The organism is Roseateles sp. GW821-FHT09H10 (assembly GCF_059415865.1).
Genome location: NZ_JBWKOB010000005.1, coordinates 44,582 through 62,003, shown reverse-complemented (window position 1 = coordinate 62,003; position 17,422 = coordinate 44,582). Strand labels below are relative to the sequence as shown.

At 66.9% G+C, this 17,422-nt stretch carries 20 protein-coding genes; 8 read left to right on the top strand and 12 right to left on the bottom strand.

From position 1 onward, the window contains the following. Window positions 1-219 precede the first annotated feature (219 nt). The 4 genes from AC07OY_RS21495 to AC07OY_RS21480 form a co-directional block, all read right to left on the bottom strand. Window positions 220-564: a protein tyrosine phosphatase family protein gene (locus tag AC07OY_RS21495; protein ID WP_457325264.1), complete on the bottom strand. Its 345-nt coding sequence runs from the start codon at window positions 562-564 to the stop codon at window positions 220-222. Window positions 565-574: 10 nt separating this feature from the next. Continuing rightward, on the bottom strand, window positions 575-1,021 hold the full coding sequence (locus AC07OY_RS21490; protein WP_495044622.1) for a GatB/YqeY domain-containing protein: 447 nt from the start codon (window positions 1,019-1,021) through the stop codon (window positions 575-577). A 108-nt stretch (window positions 1,022-1,129) separates the two neighbouring features. Then, on the bottom strand, window positions 1,130-1,342 hold the full coding sequence (rpsU, locus tag AC07OY_RS21485) for a 30S ribosomal protein S21 (RefSeq protein ID WP_012346814.1): 213 nt from the start codon (window positions 1,340-1,342) through the stop codon (window positions 1,130-1,132). Window positions 1,343-1,509: 167 nt separating this feature from the next. Next, a complete protein-coding gene (locus AC07OY_RS21480; RefSeq protein WP_495044621.1) occupies window positions 1,510-2,727 on the bottom strand; it encodes a BaiN/RdsA family NAD(P)/FAD-dependent oxidoreductase in 1,218 nt (405 codons plus the stop codon). A 214-nt stretch (window positions 2,728-2,941) separates the two neighbouring features. Here AC07OY_RS21480 and AC07OY_RS21475 point away from each other — a divergent pair, with 214 nt between their 5' ends. Next, window positions 2,942-3,955 carry a GGDEF domain-containing protein gene (locus tag AC07OY_RS21475; RefSeq protein ID WP_495044620.1) on the top strand — a complete coding sequence of 338 codons (1,014 nt, stop codon included), beginning with the start codon at window positions 2,942-2,944 and terminating at the stop codon, window positions 3,953-3,955. On the opposite strand, the gene AC07OY_RS21470 is transcribed toward AC07OY_RS21475, so the two are convergent. Both AC07OY_RS21470 and AC07OY_RS21465 read right to left on the bottom strand, forming a co-directional pair. Then, on the bottom strand, window positions 3,952-4,764 hold the full coding sequence (locus AC07OY_RS21470; protein ID WP_495044619.1) for a sulfite exporter TauE/SafE family protein: 813 nt from the start codon (window positions 4,762-4,764) through the stop codon (window positions 3,952-3,954). The genes AC07OY_RS21475 and AC07OY_RS21470 overlap by 4 nt on opposite strands. Further along, complete coding sequence (locus tag AC07OY_RS21465; protein WP_495044618.1) at window positions 4,761-5,219, bottom strand: EVE domain-containing protein; 459 nt, start codon at window positions 5,217-5,219, stop codon at window positions 4,761-4,763. Before AC07OY_RS21465 ends, AC07OY_RS21470 begins: the two co-directional genes overlap by 4 nt. Before the next feature lie 327 nt (window positions 5,220-5,546). On the opposite strand from AC07OY_RS21465, the gene AC07OY_RS21460 reads away from it, so the two are divergent. Beyond that, window positions 5,547-7,409: a M48 family metalloprotease gene (locus tag AC07OY_RS21460; protein WP_495044617.1), complete on the top strand. Its 1,863-nt coding sequence runs from the start codon at window positions 5,547-5,549 to the stop codon at window positions 7,407-7,409. Here the strand turns inward: AC07OY_RS21460 and AC07OY_RS21455 are convergent. The 6 genes from AC07OY_RS21455 to AC07OY_RS21430 form a co-directional block, all read right to left on the bottom strand. After that, on the bottom strand, window positions 7,406-7,705 hold the full coding sequence (locus tag AC07OY_RS21455) for a cell division protein ZapA (RefSeq protein WP_495044616.1): 300 nt from the start codon (window positions 7,703-7,705) through the stop codon (window positions 7,406-7,408). The genes AC07OY_RS21460 and AC07OY_RS21455 overlap by 4 nt on opposite strands. Continuing rightward, window positions 7,702-7,917 (bottom strand): DUF904 domain-containing protein, encoded by a 216-nt coding sequence (locus tag AC07OY_RS21450; RefSeq protein WP_495044615.1) that lies wholly within the window; start codon window positions 7,915-7,917, stop codon window positions 7,702-7,704. Before AC07OY_RS21450 ends, AC07OY_RS21455 begins: the two co-directional genes overlap by 4 nt. 13 nt (window positions 7,918-7,930) lie before the next feature. Continuing rightward, window positions 7,931-8,575, bottom strand: a complete 645-nt coding sequence (nth, locus tag AC07OY_RS21445; protein ID WP_495044614.1) for an endonuclease III — start codon at window positions 8,573-8,575, stop codon at window positions 7,931-7,933. A 10-nt stretch (window positions 8,576-8,585) separates the two neighbouring features. Next, window positions 8,586-9,230, bottom strand: a complete 645-nt coding sequence (gene rsxB / locus AC07OY_RS21440; RefSeq protein WP_495044613.1) for an electron transport complex subunit RsxB — start codon at window positions 9,228-9,230, stop codon at window positions 8,586-8,588. Continuing rightward, window positions 9,227-10,558 (bottom strand): polyhydroxyalkanoate depolymerase, encoded by a 1,332-nt coding sequence (locus AC07OY_RS21435; protein WP_495044612.1) that lies wholly within the window; start codon window positions 10,556-10,558, stop codon window positions 9,227-9,229. The genes rsxB and AC07OY_RS21435 overlap by 4 nt, the downstream gene beginning before the upstream one ends. A 132-nt stretch (window positions 10,559-10,690) precedes the next feature. Continuing rightward, window positions 10,691-11,878, bottom strand: a complete 1,188-nt coding sequence (locus AC07OY_RS21430; RefSeq protein WP_495044611.1) for an amino acid aminotransferase — start codon at window positions 11,876-11,878, stop codon at window positions 10,691-10,693. 115 nt (window positions 11,879-11,993) lie between these two features. Here AC07OY_RS21430 and uvrB point away from each other — a divergent pair, with 115 nt between their 5' ends. From uvrB to hscB, 6 genes are all read left to right on the top strand, one after another. After that, window positions 11,994-14,123 (top strand): excinuclease ABC subunit UvrB, encoded by a 2,130-nt coding sequence (gene uvrB / locus AC07OY_RS21425; protein ID WP_495044610.1) that lies wholly within the window; start codon window positions 11,994-11,996, stop codon window positions 14,121-14,123. A gap of 186 nt (window positions 14,124-14,309) precedes the next feature. Next, entirely contained in the window at window positions 14,310-14,843 is a 534-nt protein-coding gene (iscR, locus tag AC07OY_RS21420) for a Fe-S cluster assembly transcriptional regulator IscR (protein WP_025563988.1), read from the top strand. 34 nt (window positions 14,844-14,877) lie between these two features. Further along, the gene (locus tag AC07OY_RS21415) at window positions 14,878-16,098 is read left to right on the top strand and encodes an IscS subfamily cysteine desulfurase (RefSeq protein ID WP_495044609.1); all 1,221 of its coding nucleotides are present in this window, start codon (window positions 14,878-14,880) and stop codon (window positions 16,096-16,098) included. A 21-nt stretch (window positions 16,099-16,119) separates the two neighbouring features. Beyond that, window positions 16,120-16,512, top strand: coding sequence for a Fe-S cluster assembly scaffold IscU (gene iscU, locus AC07OY_RS21410; RefSeq protein WP_495044608.1), 393 nt, complete (start codon window positions 16,120-16,122; stop codon window positions 16,510-16,512). Window positions 16,513-16,514: 2 nt separating this feature from the next. After that, the gene (iscA, locus tag AC07OY_RS21405) at window positions 16,515-16,838 is read left to right on the top strand and encodes an iron-sulfur cluster assembly protein IscA (protein ID WP_057299626.1); all 324 of its coding nucleotides are present in this window, start codon (window positions 16,515-16,517) and stop codon (window positions 16,836-16,838) included. A 63-nt stretch (window positions 16,839-16,901) separates the two neighbouring features. Next, on the top strand, window positions 16,902-17,420 hold the full coding sequence (gene hscB / locus AC07OY_RS21400) for a Fe-S protein assembly co-chaperone HscB (protein WP_495044607.1): 519 nt from the start codon (window positions 16,902-16,904) through the stop codon (window positions 17,418-17,420). Window positions 17,421-17,422: the final 2 nt, after the last annotated feature.

The window sequence follows — 17,422 nt, the reverse complement described above, 5'->3', positions numbered from 1 at the left end:
CCGTGCCTGGCGAAGGGCCAAGCCTCTGGCTTGGCGCGGCCTGCAAGGCCTGCAACACAGCATGCGGTCTTTCTGGCCACAACCCCTCGGGAAGGCCCGCCGCAAGGGACCACTCGTTGTTGCAACCCTGGCCCGCACATGAGTGCGGGCGGCGCGCTGCGTCTAGATTGGTCCCTTGCGGCGGGCCTTCGCGGCCCATTGCCGCGGCGCGAACTGGTCCTAGCCCAGTTGCTGGGCCTGCATGAACAGGCGCGTGGAGCGCGCGCCCGAACGGCAGAAGACCAGCAGCGGTCGCGGCAGTTCCGCCAGCAGATCGGCAAAGGCGGCGATCTCTTCCGGCGACTGGTAGCCGCCAGCGACCGGCAGGTGGCGGTACTCGAGGCCGGCGGCCTCGGCGGCGGCCTGGATGGCGGCCGAGGTCGGCTGGTCGGGACCGTGCTCGAAATCGGGGCGGTTGTTGACCACGCTCTTGAAGCCCATGGCCGCGGCTTCGGCCATGGCTTCGGGCGTCAGCTGAGGCGCGGCGCAGATATCGGGCGCGATGGCTTGCATGGGCAGGCTCATGGGGGCCTCCTTACTTCGCCAGCGCGGCCTTGACCGCGGCGGACACTGCACTCATCTCGGCGCTGTTGCCCAGGGCGGCCTTGGCGGCGGCCATGACCTTGCCCATGTCGCCCGGGCCGCTGGCGCCGAGCTCGGCGACGATGGCCTTGACCTTCTCGGCCACGGCTTCAGCGGACAGGCGCTCGGGCAGGTAGTTCTGCAGCACGGCCAGTTCGGCGGTTTCCTTGGCGACGAGGTCATCGCGGCCGGCGGCGGCGAACTGGCTGATGGAGTCCTTGCGCTGCTTGATCAGCTTGTCGACGATGGCAACCAGCGCCGCGTCATCCACGACCACGCGCTCGTCCACTTCCTTCTGCTTGACGGCGGCCAGCAGGCCACGGATGGTCAGCAGACGGTCGCTTTCCTTGGCGCGCATCGCGGCCTTCATGTCTTCGGTGATGCGGTCTTTCAGGCTCATGGGGGAATCCGGTTCAAAAAGACAAAAACCCGCAACAGCGTCCTGTAGCGGGTTTTGGAGTTCACCGGGGCCAATTCGAAAACAGGCGCCGGGTCGCGTCAGAGACGATCAGTACAGCTTCTTGGGCAGCTGCATGCTGCGCACGCGCTTGTAGTGGCGCTTGACGGCGGCAGCCTTCTTGCGCTTGCGCTCGGCGGTGGGCTTCTCGTAGAACTCGCGGGCGCGGAGTTCGGTCAGCAGGCCCAGCTTTTCGATGGTGCGCTTGAAGCGACGCAGGGCGACGTCGAACGGCTCGTTTTCCTTGACGCGGATGGTGGTCATGTATTTCCTTCAGATTGCGCTCGGTGTTCGCGGCTAAGTTTCAGCAGCAGGTTCCGGATTACTGCGTCACTTGTGTTTTGTCCAATGACGTGCAGCGAATCGATGCGCGGGTTTGCCAGCAAAGCCAAGGATTGTAGCCGGGAAATCAAGGACTTGCCAAGATTTCCTCAGGCCGGCGCGAAAGAGTCCGCCATCGCCCTCGCGCAGGCGGCCGCACTGGCCCAGGCCCATTGGAAGTTGTAGCCCCCCAGCCATCCGGTCACGTCGACGACTTCGCCGATGAAATACAGCCCCGGTACGCGCTTGCTCTCCAGCGTCTGGGAGCTCAGGTCACGGGTCGAGACGCCGCCGCGCATGACCTCGGCCTTGCGCCAGCCCTCGTCGCCGCTGGGCATCAGCTGCCACTCGTGCACGCTGCGGCCCAGACGCTGCAGATCGGCGTCGCGGCATTCGGGCAGAGGTTTGGCGGCATCCAGCCCGGAGCGTTCCAGCCAGGCAGCGGCCAGGCGCTGCGGCAGGCGGGCGGCGACTTCGTTGCCCAGCTGGCGGCGCGAGGCGGCCTTGGCGTCGACAAGCTCCTTGTCCAGCTGCAGTTCCGGCGCCAGATTGAGCTGCAGCGCCTGGCCATCGGCCCGGTAGCTGGAGATCTGCAGGATGGCCGGGCCGCTGAGGCCGCGATGCGTGAACAGCAGGTCTTCCAGGAAGCGCATGCGGGCCTTGCCGCTGCCGACGCTGACCTCCACCGGCAGCGACAGGCCGGCGAGGGCCGCAAAAGGCGCCCAGGCCTCGGGGTCGAAGGTCAGCGGCACCAGGGCCGGCCGCGGCTCGACGATGGCGTGCTCGAAGCGCTTGGCCAGGCGCAGCCCCCAGTCGCTGGCACCGATCTTGGGCACCGGCAGCCCGCCTGTTGCGACGACGACACGCGGCGAGCTGACGGGACCCTGGCTGGTGTCCAGCTCGAAGCCGCCTTCCGGCAGGGCGCGGACATCGGCCACGGCGCAGGGCTGCCAGCGCGTGACGCCGCCGGCCTCGCACTCCTTGACCAGCATCTGGATGATCTGCTCGCTGGAGTCGTCGCAGAAAAGCTGGCCCTTGTGCTTCTCGTGGAAGGCGATGCCATGGCCCTGCACCAGCTTGATGAAGTCCAGGGGCGTGTAGCGGGCCAGCGCCGAGCGGCAGAAGGCGGGGTTCTCGGACAGGAAATTCGCCGGTCCGGCCTCACGATTCGTGAAATTGCACCGGCCGCCTCCCGAGATACGAATTTTTTCGCCCAGCTTGGGAGCGTGGTCGATCAGCAGCACTTTGAGCCCACGCTGGCCCGCGAGGCCCGCACAGAACAGGCCTGCCGCCCCGGCGCCCACCACCACCGCATCGAATCCCCGCATAGACCTCCCGTGAATGGGGCGGCATTGTCGTGGGTGACTGCATCGAAACTCGTTAGGATTCAGTTCAGCTAGCAAACGGGTCTTCTAGGGGGGAGGCCCGATTCATGGGGTGGCGCGGCCTTGCTGGCGCTGCTTTTGCCCCACTACAGTCCCCCGACACCCTTGGCGCTTGCAACGTTTTGTTGCGAACGCGCGATCGCATCAAAACGATTTCATGGACATGACCGCAGACCAGACCGCGATGCAGCCGCCACCCGGCAGCTTGGCGCATTGGCTGTCGGGCCATGCGGAGCTGGGCAGCGAGGCGCTGCTCGGCCTGGTCGCGCTGATCGAGCCCCTGGGCAGCCAGGCGGCGATCAAGGCCATGTCCACCGGGCGCTATGTGTTCGCGAGCACCGGCCTGGCGCAGATGTTCGAGCGGGAGGCTGTCGTCGGCCACACCGACGCCGAGTTGCTGAAGGCCGACGAGACGACGGCCCTGCGCCGTGTCGAGCAGACCGTCATGGCCCAGCGCCATCCGGTCGTCAGCGAGCACAAGCTGGAGATCAACAGCCGCCGCCGCGAGTTCAGCGTGACCCGGCTGGCACTGAGCCCCGATTTCCTGCTGTCGGTCTGGCATGAGCGCACCGAGGAGCGCCATCGCGAGGCCCATCTGCAGCGTGCGCTGGCCCAGATCGAGCAGCAGCAGTCGTCCATCGAGCAGATCCGCCGCGAGCTGCAGCAGGGCTCGGGCCGCGACGAGGTCTCCGGCCTCTATATGCGGGCCCAGTTCGACGACCAGCTGCTGCGCGAGATCGACTTGTCGGCGCGCGAGCATCGGGAGTTCGCTCTCGTCATCATTGCGCTGGATTCCTCTTCGGCCATTGCCGGCCTGGGCGATGACGCCCAGCAACGCCTGCTCGAGGGCATTGGCCGCATGCTGCGTGCCAACACGCGGGCGATGGACTCAGCCTGCCGCATCGGGCCGCAGCGCTTCGCCGTGCTGCTGTCCGGCGTGGGCCTGGCGACGGCGCATGCCCGCATGGAGCAGCTGCGCCGCCAGTGCGCAGCCCAGATCGTCGTGCTGAATGGCCAGGACCTGGGCCTGTCCATCTCCATGGGCGTGTCCAGCTTCCCGCACACGGCCTCGCGCCAAGACGAGCTGATGGCGGCCAGCGAGGCCGCCGTGCACGAAGCCCAGCGCCGCGGCGGCAATCAGGTCGTGCTGGCGTCGATCGCTTTCGGCTAGATCGCCGAAATTCCCTTCCAGAGCATGTAGGCCGCGAGCGCGAACAGCAGCATCGCGAAGACCTTCTTCAGCTGGGCCACATCCATGGCGTGGGCCGCGCGCGCGCCCAGCGGCGCCATCGTCACGCTCGCCAGCGCAATCAGGGCCAGTGCCGGCAGATAGAGATAGCCGAAGCTGCCTGGCAACGCAGGCGCGAGGTTCCAGCCGCCGATGACATAGCCCAGGGTGTTGGCGACCGCGATCGGAAAGCCCAGGGCGGCGCTGGTGGCCACGGCGAAATGCACCGGCACATTGCACCAGACCATGAAGGGCACACTGACGAAGCCACCGCCCGCGCCGACCATGCCCGACAGCAGGCCGATGCCGGCGCCCGCACCGAACTGGCCGGCCGCGCCGGGCATCTGGCGGCTGGGCGCCGGACGCTTGTTGCGCAGCATCTGCCAACCGGAGAAGCTGACGAAGGCGCCGAAGACCAGCGCCAGCCAGGCCCCCTTGAGCAAGGCAAACAGGCCCGCGCCTGCAAGCAGCCCGCCAACAAGGATGCCCGGCGCCAGACCGCGCACGAGGTCCCAGCGCACGGCGCCGCGCTGGTGATGGGCGCGCACGCTGGACAGCGACGTGAACATGATGGTGGCCATGGACGTCGCGATGGCCATCTTGACCGCCAGGCCCGGTTCGACGCCGCGCTGGCTCAGGATGAAGGTCAGGATGGGCACCATCAGCATGCCGCCACCGATGCCGAGCAGGCCGGCCAGGAAGCCGGCCACCAGCCCGAGCGCCAGCAGCTCGGCAGCGAGGGTGGCCGTCATTTGGCGTGCAGCCGCTTCAGCACGGCCTGCCACTCGGCCGGCGTGACCGGCGTGATGGACAGGCGGCTGCCGCGCTCCAGCACGCGCATGGAGGCCAGCTCGGGTGCCTCTCGCATCTCCTTCAGGCTCAGCAGCCGCGTGGTCTCGCGCCAGCGCACGTCCACATGCACCCAGCGCGGCGTTTCGGGCTTGGACTTGGCGTCGAAGTAGTGGCTGCTGGCGTCGAACTGCGTCGCGTCGGGATAGGCCGCGCTGCTGACTTCGGCGAGACCGGCGATGCCGGGCTCGGGGCAGGACGAGTGATAGAAGAGCACGCCGTCGCCGAGCTGCATGTCGTCGCGCATGAAGTTGCGCGCCTGGTAGTTGCGCACGCCAGTCCACGGGAGGGTGCCGGCCTTCTGCAGATCGAGGATGGAGGCCTCGTCGGGCTCGGACTTCATCAGCCAGTAGTTCATCGGCCGATGCTAAAGCGAAGAAAGGTGTCCACCGCAATCCTGGGGGCCGAGATCCTGAACACCCAGGGGTAATCAGGTGGGCGAGGTCAACCGGACTTCGGGTTCATCTGACGCGAGACGATCACGCCCGTCCGGCATTTTCCAAGCCCTTGCTCATAGAGCATCGGATGAAGGAAATAAAAGCCCCGGGGAAAGCGATGGACGAGGCCATTCTAAAACCTGCGGCATCCCCTGCATTGCGGGAGGGAAGTAAAGGCGAGGACCGTAGGGGCTTGGCTAGGATGCGCGCCACAACAAGAGGAGGCGGCGAGGCCGCGGGGAGTGCTGATGGATCAGGCGGATTTCGTGCACATGGTGCGCATGAGCGAGCAAGCCAGCGCCCATGACAGCCGCGCCTATCGCCGCGGCGTCGCCATGTTCGCGGCGCTGGGCTATCTGTGGGTGCTGGGATGCCTGGTGTCGGCCTTCGGGCTGCTGGCCTGGCTGGTGCCACAGCTCCTGCATGGGCGCGCACGCATCGGATTGATATGGGTGCTGGTGGCGGCACTGGGCCTGCTGTGGGCCAGCTTGCGGGCCTTGTGGGTGCGTCTGGACGCGCCCGGGGGCCTGGCCATCACGGCCAAGGAAGCGCCTGCGTTGTTCGACGCGCTGGAGCGCATCCGCAAGAAGATCCACGGCCCGCCCATCCACGCCGTCTACCTCGACGACGAGTTCAACGCGAGCATCCGCCAGGCGCCGCGCTGGGGCCTGCTGGGCGGCGCGGTCAACACGCTCACCCTCGGGCTGCCGCTGCTGATGGCCCTCGACAAGCCGCGACTGCTGGCGGTGCTCACGCACGAGTACGGCCATCTGCGCGGCGACCACGGGCGTTTCGCGGCGTGGATCTACCGCACCCGGCTGTCGTGGCTGCGCCTGCACGACAGCATGCAGAACGATGAAGGGATCGCCGCGGCGGCCACGCAGGCCTTCCTGAAGTGGTACTTCCCGCGCTTCGCGGCCAAGACCTTCGCGCTGGCGCGCCAGGACGAGTACGAGGCGGACCGCATCGCCGGACGTCTGCTGGGCGCGGAGGTCGCGACCGCTGCGCTGGTGGAAATCGAGATCAAGAGCGCCTGGCTGGGGCAGCATTTCTGGGCCGACCATTGGCGCGGCGCGGCCGGGCAGGCGCTTCCGGTCGGGCCCTTCCAGGCCATGCAAGCCCACATGGGGCTGGCCCCCGAGCCGGGTTTCGCACGCGAGGCCCTGCGGCTGGCGCTCGCGCGCCTCAGCGACGTGGCGGACACCCATCCCAGCCTGCGTGACCGCGTCGCGGCCCTCGGCGGGCAGGCCGTGCTGCCGGACTGGTCACGGCGCGGCGCACTGTCTCTGCTGGGCGAAGGCGCGCCGCGCTGGATCGCGCATTTCGACCGTCAATGGTGCAAGGACAACGCCGGCGCCTGGAAGCAGCATCACGCCTGGCTGGGCCGCGTGCGCGATCGGGCGCAGGCCCTGGAAGCCTCGCGGGCCAGCAGCAACGCCAACGAGCTGGTGGAGGAGGCATCGCTGCGCCGCCAGCTCGATCCGCGCGCCGAGGTGCGGCCGCTGTATGAGCTGGCGCTTCAGCGCAGCAGCGAACATGCCGCCGCGCTGCAGGGATTGGCGCAGATGCTGGCCGATGGCGACCGGGCCGGCCGCCTGCAGGTTTTGCAGCGCCTCTGGGACGCGGGACGCGATCGCCGCTGGTGGGCGGCGCGCACGGCGGTGGAAGCGCTGGAGACGTCGCGCGCGGGCCAGGCGCACGATGCGGCCGCGCTCAAGCTCTGGCGTGAGCGCATGAAGCAGGCGCAGGAAGCCGAAGAGCGCGCCTGGGAGGACCTGCGCCAGGAGCCCTATTTCAGCCAGGTGTCGCGTCACGACCTGTCCGCCTTCGAGCTCGGCGAGGTGCAGACCGAGCTGGCCCGCTGCAAGCCGGTGGTGCGGGCCTGGCTCGTCAACAAGACGCTGCGCGAGTTTCCCAATCGCCGCGCCTATCTGGTGTTCGTCGAACTGCCGGGGTTGGCGGACGAGGATCGCTTCGAGCTCTGCCGCTGGCTGGAGCGCAGCCTCAGCCTGCCCGGGCCGGTGCTGGTGTTGTGGGCGGGCGAGTCGCCGACGCTGGAGGAGATCCGGCGCGGCGCCTTCGAGCCCGTCTACCCGGGGCTGGGCGCCTAGAGCAGTTGTCCGTCGTGGGCGAGGGCCTCGTCCAGGCGCTTGATGAGGGCATCCATGTCGGGCGTGCCAGGCATGGCCGCCGAGGACGCTTCGCGTGGAACTTCGGCCAGCTGATAGGCCAGGTTCAGGGCGGCCAGCACGGCGATGCGCTCGCGTGCCTTGACCTTGCCGGCGTCGCGGATGGCGCTCATCTCGCGGTCCACCTGAGCCACGGCCGAGGTCAGGGCCGCCTCGCCGCCCTCCGGGCAGCCGAGCAGATAGCTCTGGCCCATGATGGTCACTTCCATCTGCTTCATGGCTGCTGCTCCTCTTTCGAAGCCTCGACGGGCAGGCGCTCCAGCAAGGCGTCGACGCGTGCGCGTGCGGCATTCAGCCGCGAGCGCAGGCTGTCCCGCTCCTGCGTGATGGCAGTGAGCTGGACCTGCAGCAGCAGATTGGTGCGCAGGATTTCGTCGTGGCGAAGGAGCAGGCGCTCCACGCGATCGGTCAGGTCGGTCAGGCTGGCCATGGATGGGCTCGTGTCAGGCAGCTGCGGAGTTTAGTTGCCTGCCGTAGTCGCACTCATTGACGACGGCGCAGGCATGGCACAGCGGCTTGCGCGCCTGGCAGACATAGCGGCCGTGCAGGATCAGCCAGTGGTGGGCGTCGACGCTGTAGGCCGGCGGCACACGCTTGAGCAGGCCCAGCTCCACGGCCAGCGGTGTCTTGCCCGGCGCCAGGCCGGTGCGGTTGCTGACGCGAAAGATATGGGTGTCGACGGCCATGGTCGGCTCGCCGAAGGCGACGTTGAGCACGACATTGGCGGTCTTGCGGCCGACGCCGGGCAGGGCCTCCAGCGCCTCGCGCGAACGCGGCACCTCGCTGCCGTGCAGGTCGATCAGCATCTGGCAGGTCTGCAGCAGATGCTTGGCCTTGCTGCGGTACAGGCCGATGGTCTTGATGTAGCTCTCCAGGCCTTCGGTGCCCAGCGCGAGGATCTGCGCAGGCGTGTTGGCGACCGCGAACAGGCGTTTGGTGGCCTTGTTGACGCCGACGTCGGTGGCCTGGGCCGACAGCAGCACGGCTGTCAGCAGCTCGAAGACGCTGGAGAACTCGAGTTCGGTCTGGGGCGCCGGGTTGGCGGCCTTCAGCGTGGCGAAGAAGCGTTCGATCTGCGCGGCGTTCATGCCGGCATTGTCAACTGCGCCTGGCTCGCGCCCGGGCCAATGCGGCCTCGATGGCCGCACGCTTGCGATCGAGCTGGCCAGGATCGGTGATCGCCGATGCCGCGGGCAGATCAGCCAGCTTGGCCTCGGCCTTGGCGGCCAGGCGGGCATCGTTCTCCTCGGCCTCGCGATGGCGGCGGAAGAGCTTGAAGGCATAGCGCTCGCGGGCATCCGTGGCCTGGGGCTGGCTCCAGGCGGCCCAGCCTGTGGCCGTGGTGACCTCGGGCATGGTGATGCAGTCCACGGGGCAGGCCGGCACGCAGAGCTCGCAGCCGGTGCATTGGGATGCAACCACCACATGCATGGCCTTGGGCGCGCCGACGATGCAATCCGCCGGGCAGGCCTTGATGCACAGGGTGCAGCCAATGCACCAGGCTTCGTCGATGACGGCCACGCCGCGCGTGGCTTCGATGCCGTTGACCGGATTCAGGGCCAGGGCAGGGCGGCCGGTGATGGCTGCAAGCCTGACCACGCCCTCGGCACCGCCGGGCGGGCATTGGTTGATCTCGGCCTCACCCGCGGCGATGGCGTCGGCGTAGCGGCGGCAGTCCGGGTAGCCGCAGCGGGTGCATTGGGTCTGCGGCAGTGCGGCGTCGATCAGCTCCGCGAGGCTCACGCTTGGCGGCTGCTGCGCGTGCGCTTGGCGGCCGGCTTGGCCGTCGCCTTGACCGGCGTGGCCTTGGCGGTCTTCTTCAAGGGCGCGGCTTCGTACTTGGCGATGAAGTCGCGCACCTCGGGGTAGACCTTCTCGCGCCAGCGGCGGCCCGAGAAGATGCCGTAGTGGCCGGCGCCGATGGCGTCGTAGTGGTACTGGTGCTGTTTGGCCACGCCGGAGCAGAGCTCGTGGGCGGCCTTGGTCTGGCCGGCGCCGGAGATGTCGTCCAGCTCGCCTTCGACCGTCAGCAGCGCCGTGGTCTTGATGTCCTGGGGGCGCACGAATACGCCGTCCACTGCCCAAGTGCCGTTGACCAGGGCGAAGTCCTGGAAGACGGTCTTGATGGTGTCCAGGTAGTACTCGGCCGGCATGTCCAGCACGGCGTTGTACTCGTCGTAGAACTTGCGGTGAGCCTCGGCGCTGTCGTCGTCGCCGCGCACCAGGTCCAGGAAGTAGTCGTAGTGCGAGGACAGGTGGCGGTCCGGGTTCATTGCGACGAAGCCGGTGTGCTGCAGGAAGCCCGGGTAGACCTCGCGGCCGGCGCCGGGGAAGTTGGTCGGCACGCGGTAGATGACGTTGTTCTCGAACCAGCTGAAGCTGCGGTTCATGGCCAGGTTGTTGACCGCTGTCGGGCTCTTGCGGGCGTCGATGGGGCCGCCCATCATGGTCATGCTGCGCGGCGTGGCCTCGCCGGCCGAAGCCATCAGCGAGATGGCGGCCAGCACCGGCACGGTGGGCTGGCAGACCGACATCACATGGCAGTCCGCGCCGCCGACGTGGCGGATGAACTCCTGCACATAGCGGATGTAGTCGTCCAGGTGGAAGGGGCCGACTTCCAGCGGCACCATGCGGGCGTCGGTCCAGTCGGTGATGTAGACCTTGTGGTCCTTCAGCAGCTGCTTGACGGTCTCGCGCAGCAGCGTGGCGTGGTGGCCGGACAGCGGTGCGACGACCAGCACCGTGGGCTGGTCCTTCATCTTGGCCAGCACCTTGAGGTCATCCGTGTAGCGCTTGAAGCGCAGCAGGCGGCAGAAGGGCTTCTCCAGCGCCACCAACTCCTGTACGGCGACGTCGGCGCCATCGACCTCGACCGACTTGATGTCGAACTCGGGCTTTTCGTAATCCTTGGCCAGGCGGTGCATCAGGTCCAGGCCGGCCGACAGGCGCTGCGCCATCGGCGTGTGCGCGAAGGGCGACAGCGGGTGGCTGTAGAGCTTGGCCGACGCGGCTGCGAACTCCGAGAAGGGGCTGAGCAGGGCGCGCTGGGTTTCGAAGAACTGATACAGCATGGCAAACCTTGAACTAGGGGCCGTGGAATGGCCCGATGGTGCCAGAAAACGCTTTCGGCTTTGTGCGCTGCAACATCGGATTGGCGGTCAAACCGCCAATCCTGCGCACTTGGACGGTGCGTTGAAGGCTTGTCAGCCTTTGATGACGGCCGCCATGGCGCTGGCGACGACAGGCAGATTGCCCTCATTCAGTGCGGCGACGCAGATGCGGCCAGAGTCGACGCCATAGACGCCGAACTCGCTGCGCAGGCGCTGCATCTGGGCGGCGGTCAGGCCCGAGTAGCTGAACATACCCAGCTGTTCGGTGACGAAGGAGAGGTCTTGCGTCACGCCGGCGGCCTTCAGCGCGGCGACCAGGGCCGAGCGCATGGCCTTGATGCGCACACGCATGCCGGCCAGTTCTTCCTCCCACAGGCCACGCAGCTTGTCGTCGGACAGCACGGCGGCCACCACCTGCGCACCATGGGTGGGCGGGTTGGAGTAGTTGGTGCGGATCATGATCTTCAGCTGCGACAGCACGCGCACGGCTTCCTCGTCGCTGCTGCAGACCACGCTCAGCGCGCCGCAGCGCTCGCCGTACAGCGAGAAGCTCTTGGAGAAGCTGGTCGACACGAAGAAGCCGACGCCGGCCGCCATGAACTGGCGCACGGCCTCGCCGTCTTCCTGGAGGCCGAAGCCGAAGCCCTGGTAGGCCATGTCCAGGAAGGGCGTCAGGCCCTTGGCCTTGACGGCGGCAACGACCTGGGCCCACTGGGCGGCCGTGATGTCGTAGCCGGTCGGGTTGTGGCAGCAGGCGTGCAGCACGACGACGGTACCGGCCGGGGCGGCATTCAGCGCGGCCAGCATGCCGTCGAAGTTGATGCCCTTGTTGGCGGCGTCGTAATAGGGGTAGGTTTCGACCGTGAAGCCGGCCTGGGTGAACAGGGCGCGGTGGTTCTCCCAGCTCGGGTCGGAGATCAGCACCTTGGAGCCGGGGTTGAGCTGCTTCAGGAAGTCGGCGCCGATCTTCAGCGCGCCGGTGCCGCCCAGGGCCTGCACGGTGGCGACGTTCTTCAGCTCAGCGCCGAAGACCAGCTTCTGCACGGCCTTGTCATAGGCGGCGATGCCGTCGATGGGCAGATAGCCGCGCGGCTTGGGGGCGGCGGCCATGGCGGCTTCGGCCTCGCGGACGCATTTCAGCAGCGGCAGCTTGCCGGCTTCGTCGTAATAGACGCCGACGCCGAGGTTCACCTTGCCCGGGCGGGTGTCGGCATTGAACTGTTCGTTCAGGCCGAGGATGGGATCACGGGGGGCAAGGGCGACATCGGCGAACAAGGACATGACGGGATTCCTGAAAGGACGTTGGCAGGAGGGGAGGCTTGAAGAGTCAGGGTCTGCGCTAACCTGCTTGGTTTCGCAGCGCAGCAATTTTGCCCGTGAACCCAGGGAATTCCCCATGCAAGAAGCCTTGAACGCCATGCCCGGCTCCGAAAGTGACTCGGAGGAACGCAAGGGCGAATTCGTCAGCTTCGAAGGCTCGCCGTTCCAGCTGTTCCAGCCTTTCCCTCCGGCGGGGGATCAGCCGACGGCCATCGCCCAGCTGGTCGAGGGGATCAATGACGGTCTCAGCTACCAGACCCTGCTGGGCGTGACGGGCTCGGGCAAGACCTTCACGATGGCCAATGTCATCGCCCGCCTGGGGCGGCCGGCGATCATCTTTGCGCCCAACAAGACACTGGCGGCCCAGCTTTACAGCGAGTTCAAGGACTTCTTCCCCAACAACGCGGTCGAGTACTTCGTCAGCTATTACGACTATTACCAGCCCGAGGCCTATGTGCCGCAGCGCGACCTCTTCATCGAGAAGGACAGCGCCATCAACGAGCACATCGAGCAGATGCGGCTGTCCTGCACCAAGAGCCTGCTGGAGCGGCGCGACGTGGTCATCGTGGCGTCCGTCTCGGCCATCTACGGCATCGGCTCCCCGGCGGACTACCACCAGATGGTGATGACGCTGCGCGTGGGCGACAAGATGGGCCAGCGCGACGTCATTGCCCACCTGATCCGCATGCAGTACACGCGCAACGAGATGGAGTTCCAGCGCGGCCATTTCCGCGTGCGCGGCGACACCATCGACGTCTTCCCGGCCGAGCACTCCGAACTGGCCATCCGCATCGAGCTCTTCGATGACGAGATCGAGGCCCTGTCGCTGTTCGACCCGCTGACCGGCCAGGTGCGCCAGAAGATCCCGCGCTTCACTGTCTACCCCAGCAGCCATTACGTGACGCCACGCGAACGCGTGCTGGCCGCCACCGACGCCATCAAGCAGGAGCTGCGCGAGCGCGTCGACTTCTTCGTCAAGGAAGGCAAGCTCGTCGAGGCCCAGCGCGTCGAGCAGCGCACCCGGTTTGATTTGGAGATGCTGCAGGAGGTGGGCCACTGCAAGGGCATCGAGAACTACACCCGCCATCTGTCCGGCGCCCAGCCGGGCGACCCGCCGCCGACGCTGGTGGACTATCTGCCCAAGGATGCCCTGATGTTCCTGGACGAGAGCCATGTGCTGATCGGCCAGTTCGGCGGCATGTACAACGGCGACCGGGCGCGCAAGACGACGCTGGTCGAGTACGGCTTCCGGCTGCCGTCGGCCCTGGACAACCGGCCGCTGAAATTCGCCGAGTTCGAACGCAAGATGCGCCAGGCCGTGTTCGTGTCGGCCACGCCCGCTCAGTACGAGCAGGACAACGCCGGCCAGGTCGTCGAGCAGGTGGTGCGGCCGACGGGCCTGGTCGACCCCATCGTCGAAGTGCGACCGGCCACCAGCCAAGTGGACGATGTGCTGCAGGAGATCCGCCTGCGCGTCGAGGTCAATGAGCGCGTGCTGATCACGACGCTGACCAAGCGCATGGCCGAGCAGCTGACCGACTACCTCAGCGACAACGGCGTCAAGGTGCGCTATCTGCACTCCGACGTCGACACCGTGGAGCGCGTCGAGATCCTGCGCGACCTGCGCCTGGGCGCCTTCGACGTGCTGGTGGGCATCAACCTGCTGCGCGAAGGCCTGGACATCCCCGAGGTGTCCCTCGTGGCCATCCTGGACGCCGACAAGGAAGGCTTTCTGCGCGCCGAGCGCAGCCTGATCCAGACCATTGGCCGGGCGGCGCGCAACCTGAACGGCAAGGCCATCCTCTATGGCGACCGCATCACCGAGTCCATGCGCAAGGCCATCGGCGAGACCGAGAGGCGCCGTGCCAGGCAGATGGCCTTCAACGAGGCCAACGGCATCACGCCGCGCAGCGTGCAAAAGCGCATCAAGGACCTCATCGACGGCGTCTACTCCGAAGAATCCGGACGCGATGACGCGAAATTGTTGGCCGCCGCCAAGGTCGAGGACTTGTCGGAGAAGGATCTGGCCAAACGTATCGCCCAGCTCGAGAAGCAGATGCTGGAGCACGCCCGCAACCTGGAATTCGAGCAGGCCGCCCGCATCCGCGATCAGCTCGGCCAGCTGCGTGAACAGGCCTTCGGCGCCCGGGTGCACGACAACATCGTGCCGCTGGAAAGCGCCCGCAAGGCCGGTTCGCCACGCTGACTGCTGCGTCGCAGCAAAAAAGCCTGCCAAAACTTAGGGGCTAGGCAGTAACCCTGGGACGCGCTGGATTAGTCGAGTAAAATCATCGGAAATGATTCGCTCGGCTATTGTCCCGGCCATCCCGGGTTAACCCCGAATTATTGACCTGGACAAATCCGGTCCGGGCACCTCGCAAAGGAGTTTCGTATGCGTCTCACCACCAAAGGCCGGTTTGCTGTCACCGCAATGTTGGATCTGGCGCTGCGCGAGAACACCGGCCCGGTCGCCCTGGCGGCAATCAGCCAACGGCAGCAGATTTCGCTCTCCTACCTGGAGCAGCTCTTCGGCAAGCTGCGCCGCCATGAACTGGTGGAAAGCACCCGCGGCCCGGGCGGCGGCTACTCCCTGGGCCGCAAGGCCGAGGACATCACGGTCGCCGACATCATCGTCGCCGTGGACGAGGCGCTGGACGCCACCGGCTGTGGCGGCAAGGAAAACTGCATGGGCGAGGACAGCGGCCGCTGCATCACCCATGAACTCTGGACCAATCTGAACGCCAAGATGATCGAGTACCTCGATTCCGTCTCGCTGCGCAAGCTGGCCGACGAGCAACTGGCCAAGGGCTTCGAGGTCGAGGCGGCGCCGGTCAAGCGCGCCATCTCCAGCCAGCCGGTGCTCAAGCCCATCCGCGTGACGGCCCCGAACTCGGTCTTCGCCCTCGGTGGCGCGTTCAGCAAGTAAGTCTTTCAGAAGAACTCAAAGAAGAAGTCGTTCCATGGACATGACCCCGCACTTCCCGATCTACCTCGACTACGGCGCGACGACGCCGTGCGATCCCCGCGTGGTGGACGCGATGATTCCCTGGTTGCGCGAGCACTTCGGCAACCCGGCATCGCGCAGCCACGCCTGGGGCTGGGAGGCGGAAGAGGCGGTCGAGAAGGCGCGTGTCCAGGTCGCCGAGCTGATCGGCGCCGACCCGCGCGAGATCGTCTGGACCTCCGGCGCCACCGAGTCCAACAACCTGGCGCTCAAGGGCGCCGCCCAGTTCTACAAGACCCGCGGCAAGCACCTGATCACGGTGAAGACCGAGCACAAGGCCGTGCTCGACACCATGCGTGAGCTGGAGCGCCAGGGCTTCGACGTGACCTATCTCGACGTGCTGGAGAACGGCCTCGTCGACCTGGAAGCCTTCAAGGCCGCTCTGCGCCCGGACACCATCCTGGCGTCGGTCATGTATGTGAACAACGAGATCGGCGTCATCCAGGACGTCGTCGCGCTGGGCAACCTCTGCCGCGAGCGCGGCGTCATCTTCCACGTCGACGCCGCCCAGGCCACCGGCAAGGTCGAGATCGACCTTGCCAAGCTGCCCATCGACCTGATGAGCCTGGCCTCGCACAAGAGCTACGGCCCCAAGGGCATCGGCGCCCTCTACGTGCGCCGCAAGCCGCGCGTGCGCCTGGAAGCTCAGATGCACGGCGGCGGCCACGAGCGCGGCATGCGTTCGGGCACCCTGCCGGTGCATCAGATCGTCGGCATGGGCGAGGCCTTCCGCATCGCCCGCGAGGAAATGGGCGCCGAGAGTGAACGCATCCGCGCGCTGCACAACAAGCTGATCCAGGGCCTGTCGGGCATCGAGCAGACCTTCATCAACGGCGACCTCGAGCACCGCGTGCCGCACAACCTGAACATCTCGTTCAACTATGTCGAGGGCGAGTCTCTCATCATGGGCGTGAAGGGTCTGGCGGTGTCGTCGGGCTCGGCCTGCACCTCGGCCAGCCTCGAGCCCAGCTATGTGCTGCGCGCTCTCGGCCGCAGCGACGAGTTGGCCCACAGCTCGTTGCGCATGACCATCGGCCGCTTCACGACCGAAGAAGAAATCGACTACGCGATCAGCGTGCTGACCGACCGCGTGGCCAAGCTGCGCGAACTGTCCCCGCTTTGGGACATGTACAAGGACGGCATCGACATCTCGACCATTCAATGGGCTGCCCACTGAAGGTCGAATCAGGAGAACACCATGGCATACAGCGAAAAGGTCGTTGACCACTACGAGAACCCCCGCAACGTCGGCAAGTTTGAGAACGGCGACGAAGACGTCGGCACCGGCATGGTCGGCGCCCCGGCCTGCGGCGACGTGATGAAGCTGCAGATCAAGGTCAACCCGGCTACGGGCCTGATCGAGGACGCCAAGTTCAAGACCTATGGCTGCGGTTCGGCCATTGCCTCCAGCTCCCTCGTGACCGAATGGGTCAAGGGCAAGAGCCTGGACGAGGCGCTGACCATCAAGAACACGCACATCGCTGAAGAGCTGGCCCTGCCGCCGGTCAAGATCCACTGCTCCATCCTGGCCGAAGACGCCATCAAGGCCGCCGTGGACGACTACCGCGCCAAGCACGCGCAGACCGCCTGATCATGTCCGTCACGCTCACCGAAGCCGCAGCCCGCCACGTCAAGCGCTACATCGCCAAGCGCGGCAAGGGCGTGGGCGTGCGCCTGGGCGTGAAGACGACGGGTTGCTCGGGCCTGGCCTACAAGCTCGAGTACGCTGACGACGTGGCGCCCGAGGACGTGGTCTTCGAAGGCCATGAGGTCAAGATCCTCATCGACCCCAAAAGCCTGCCCTATCTCGACGGCACCGAGCTGGACTTCGTCCGCGAAGGCCTGAACGAAGGCTTCAAGTTCCGCAACCCGCGCGAGAAAGACAAGTGCGGCTGCGGCGAGTCCTTCCGTGTCTGAGATTCGCTGACTCGACGACAGGCGCGGTGAGAACCGCGCCTTTTGCTTTTTCGCCACCTCGCCATGCGCCTGACCGACAACGACTTCCAGCTCTTCGGCCTGCCTGAAACGCAGGCCCAGGACGGCACCGCCATCGCGGCGCGCTGGAAGGCGCTGCAGGCCGAGGTGCACCCGGATCGCTTTGCGGCTGAAGGCGCCGCCGCCCAGCGCCTGGCCATGCAATGGGCCATGCGCGTCAACGAGGCCTACCAGCGCCTGAAGGACCCGCTCAAGCGCGCGGCCTATCTGTGCGAGCTGCGTGGTGCGTCGGTGGGGGCGGAGAACAACACGCAGATGCCGGCGGCCTTCCTGATGCAGCAGATGGAATGGCGCGAGTCCCTGGACGAGGCCAGCGGTGAAGCGGCCCTCGAGGCCCTCGATGAAGACGCGGCCCGGGCCGAAACGGCAGCTCTGGCCCAGGCCCAGCGCCTGCTCGACGACAACAACGACGCGCCGGCGGCAGCCGCGCAGGTGAGGGCGCTGATGTTCATCCAGCGTTTCCGCGCCGATATCGACCAGCGCCTCGCGGCGCTCGACGCCTGACC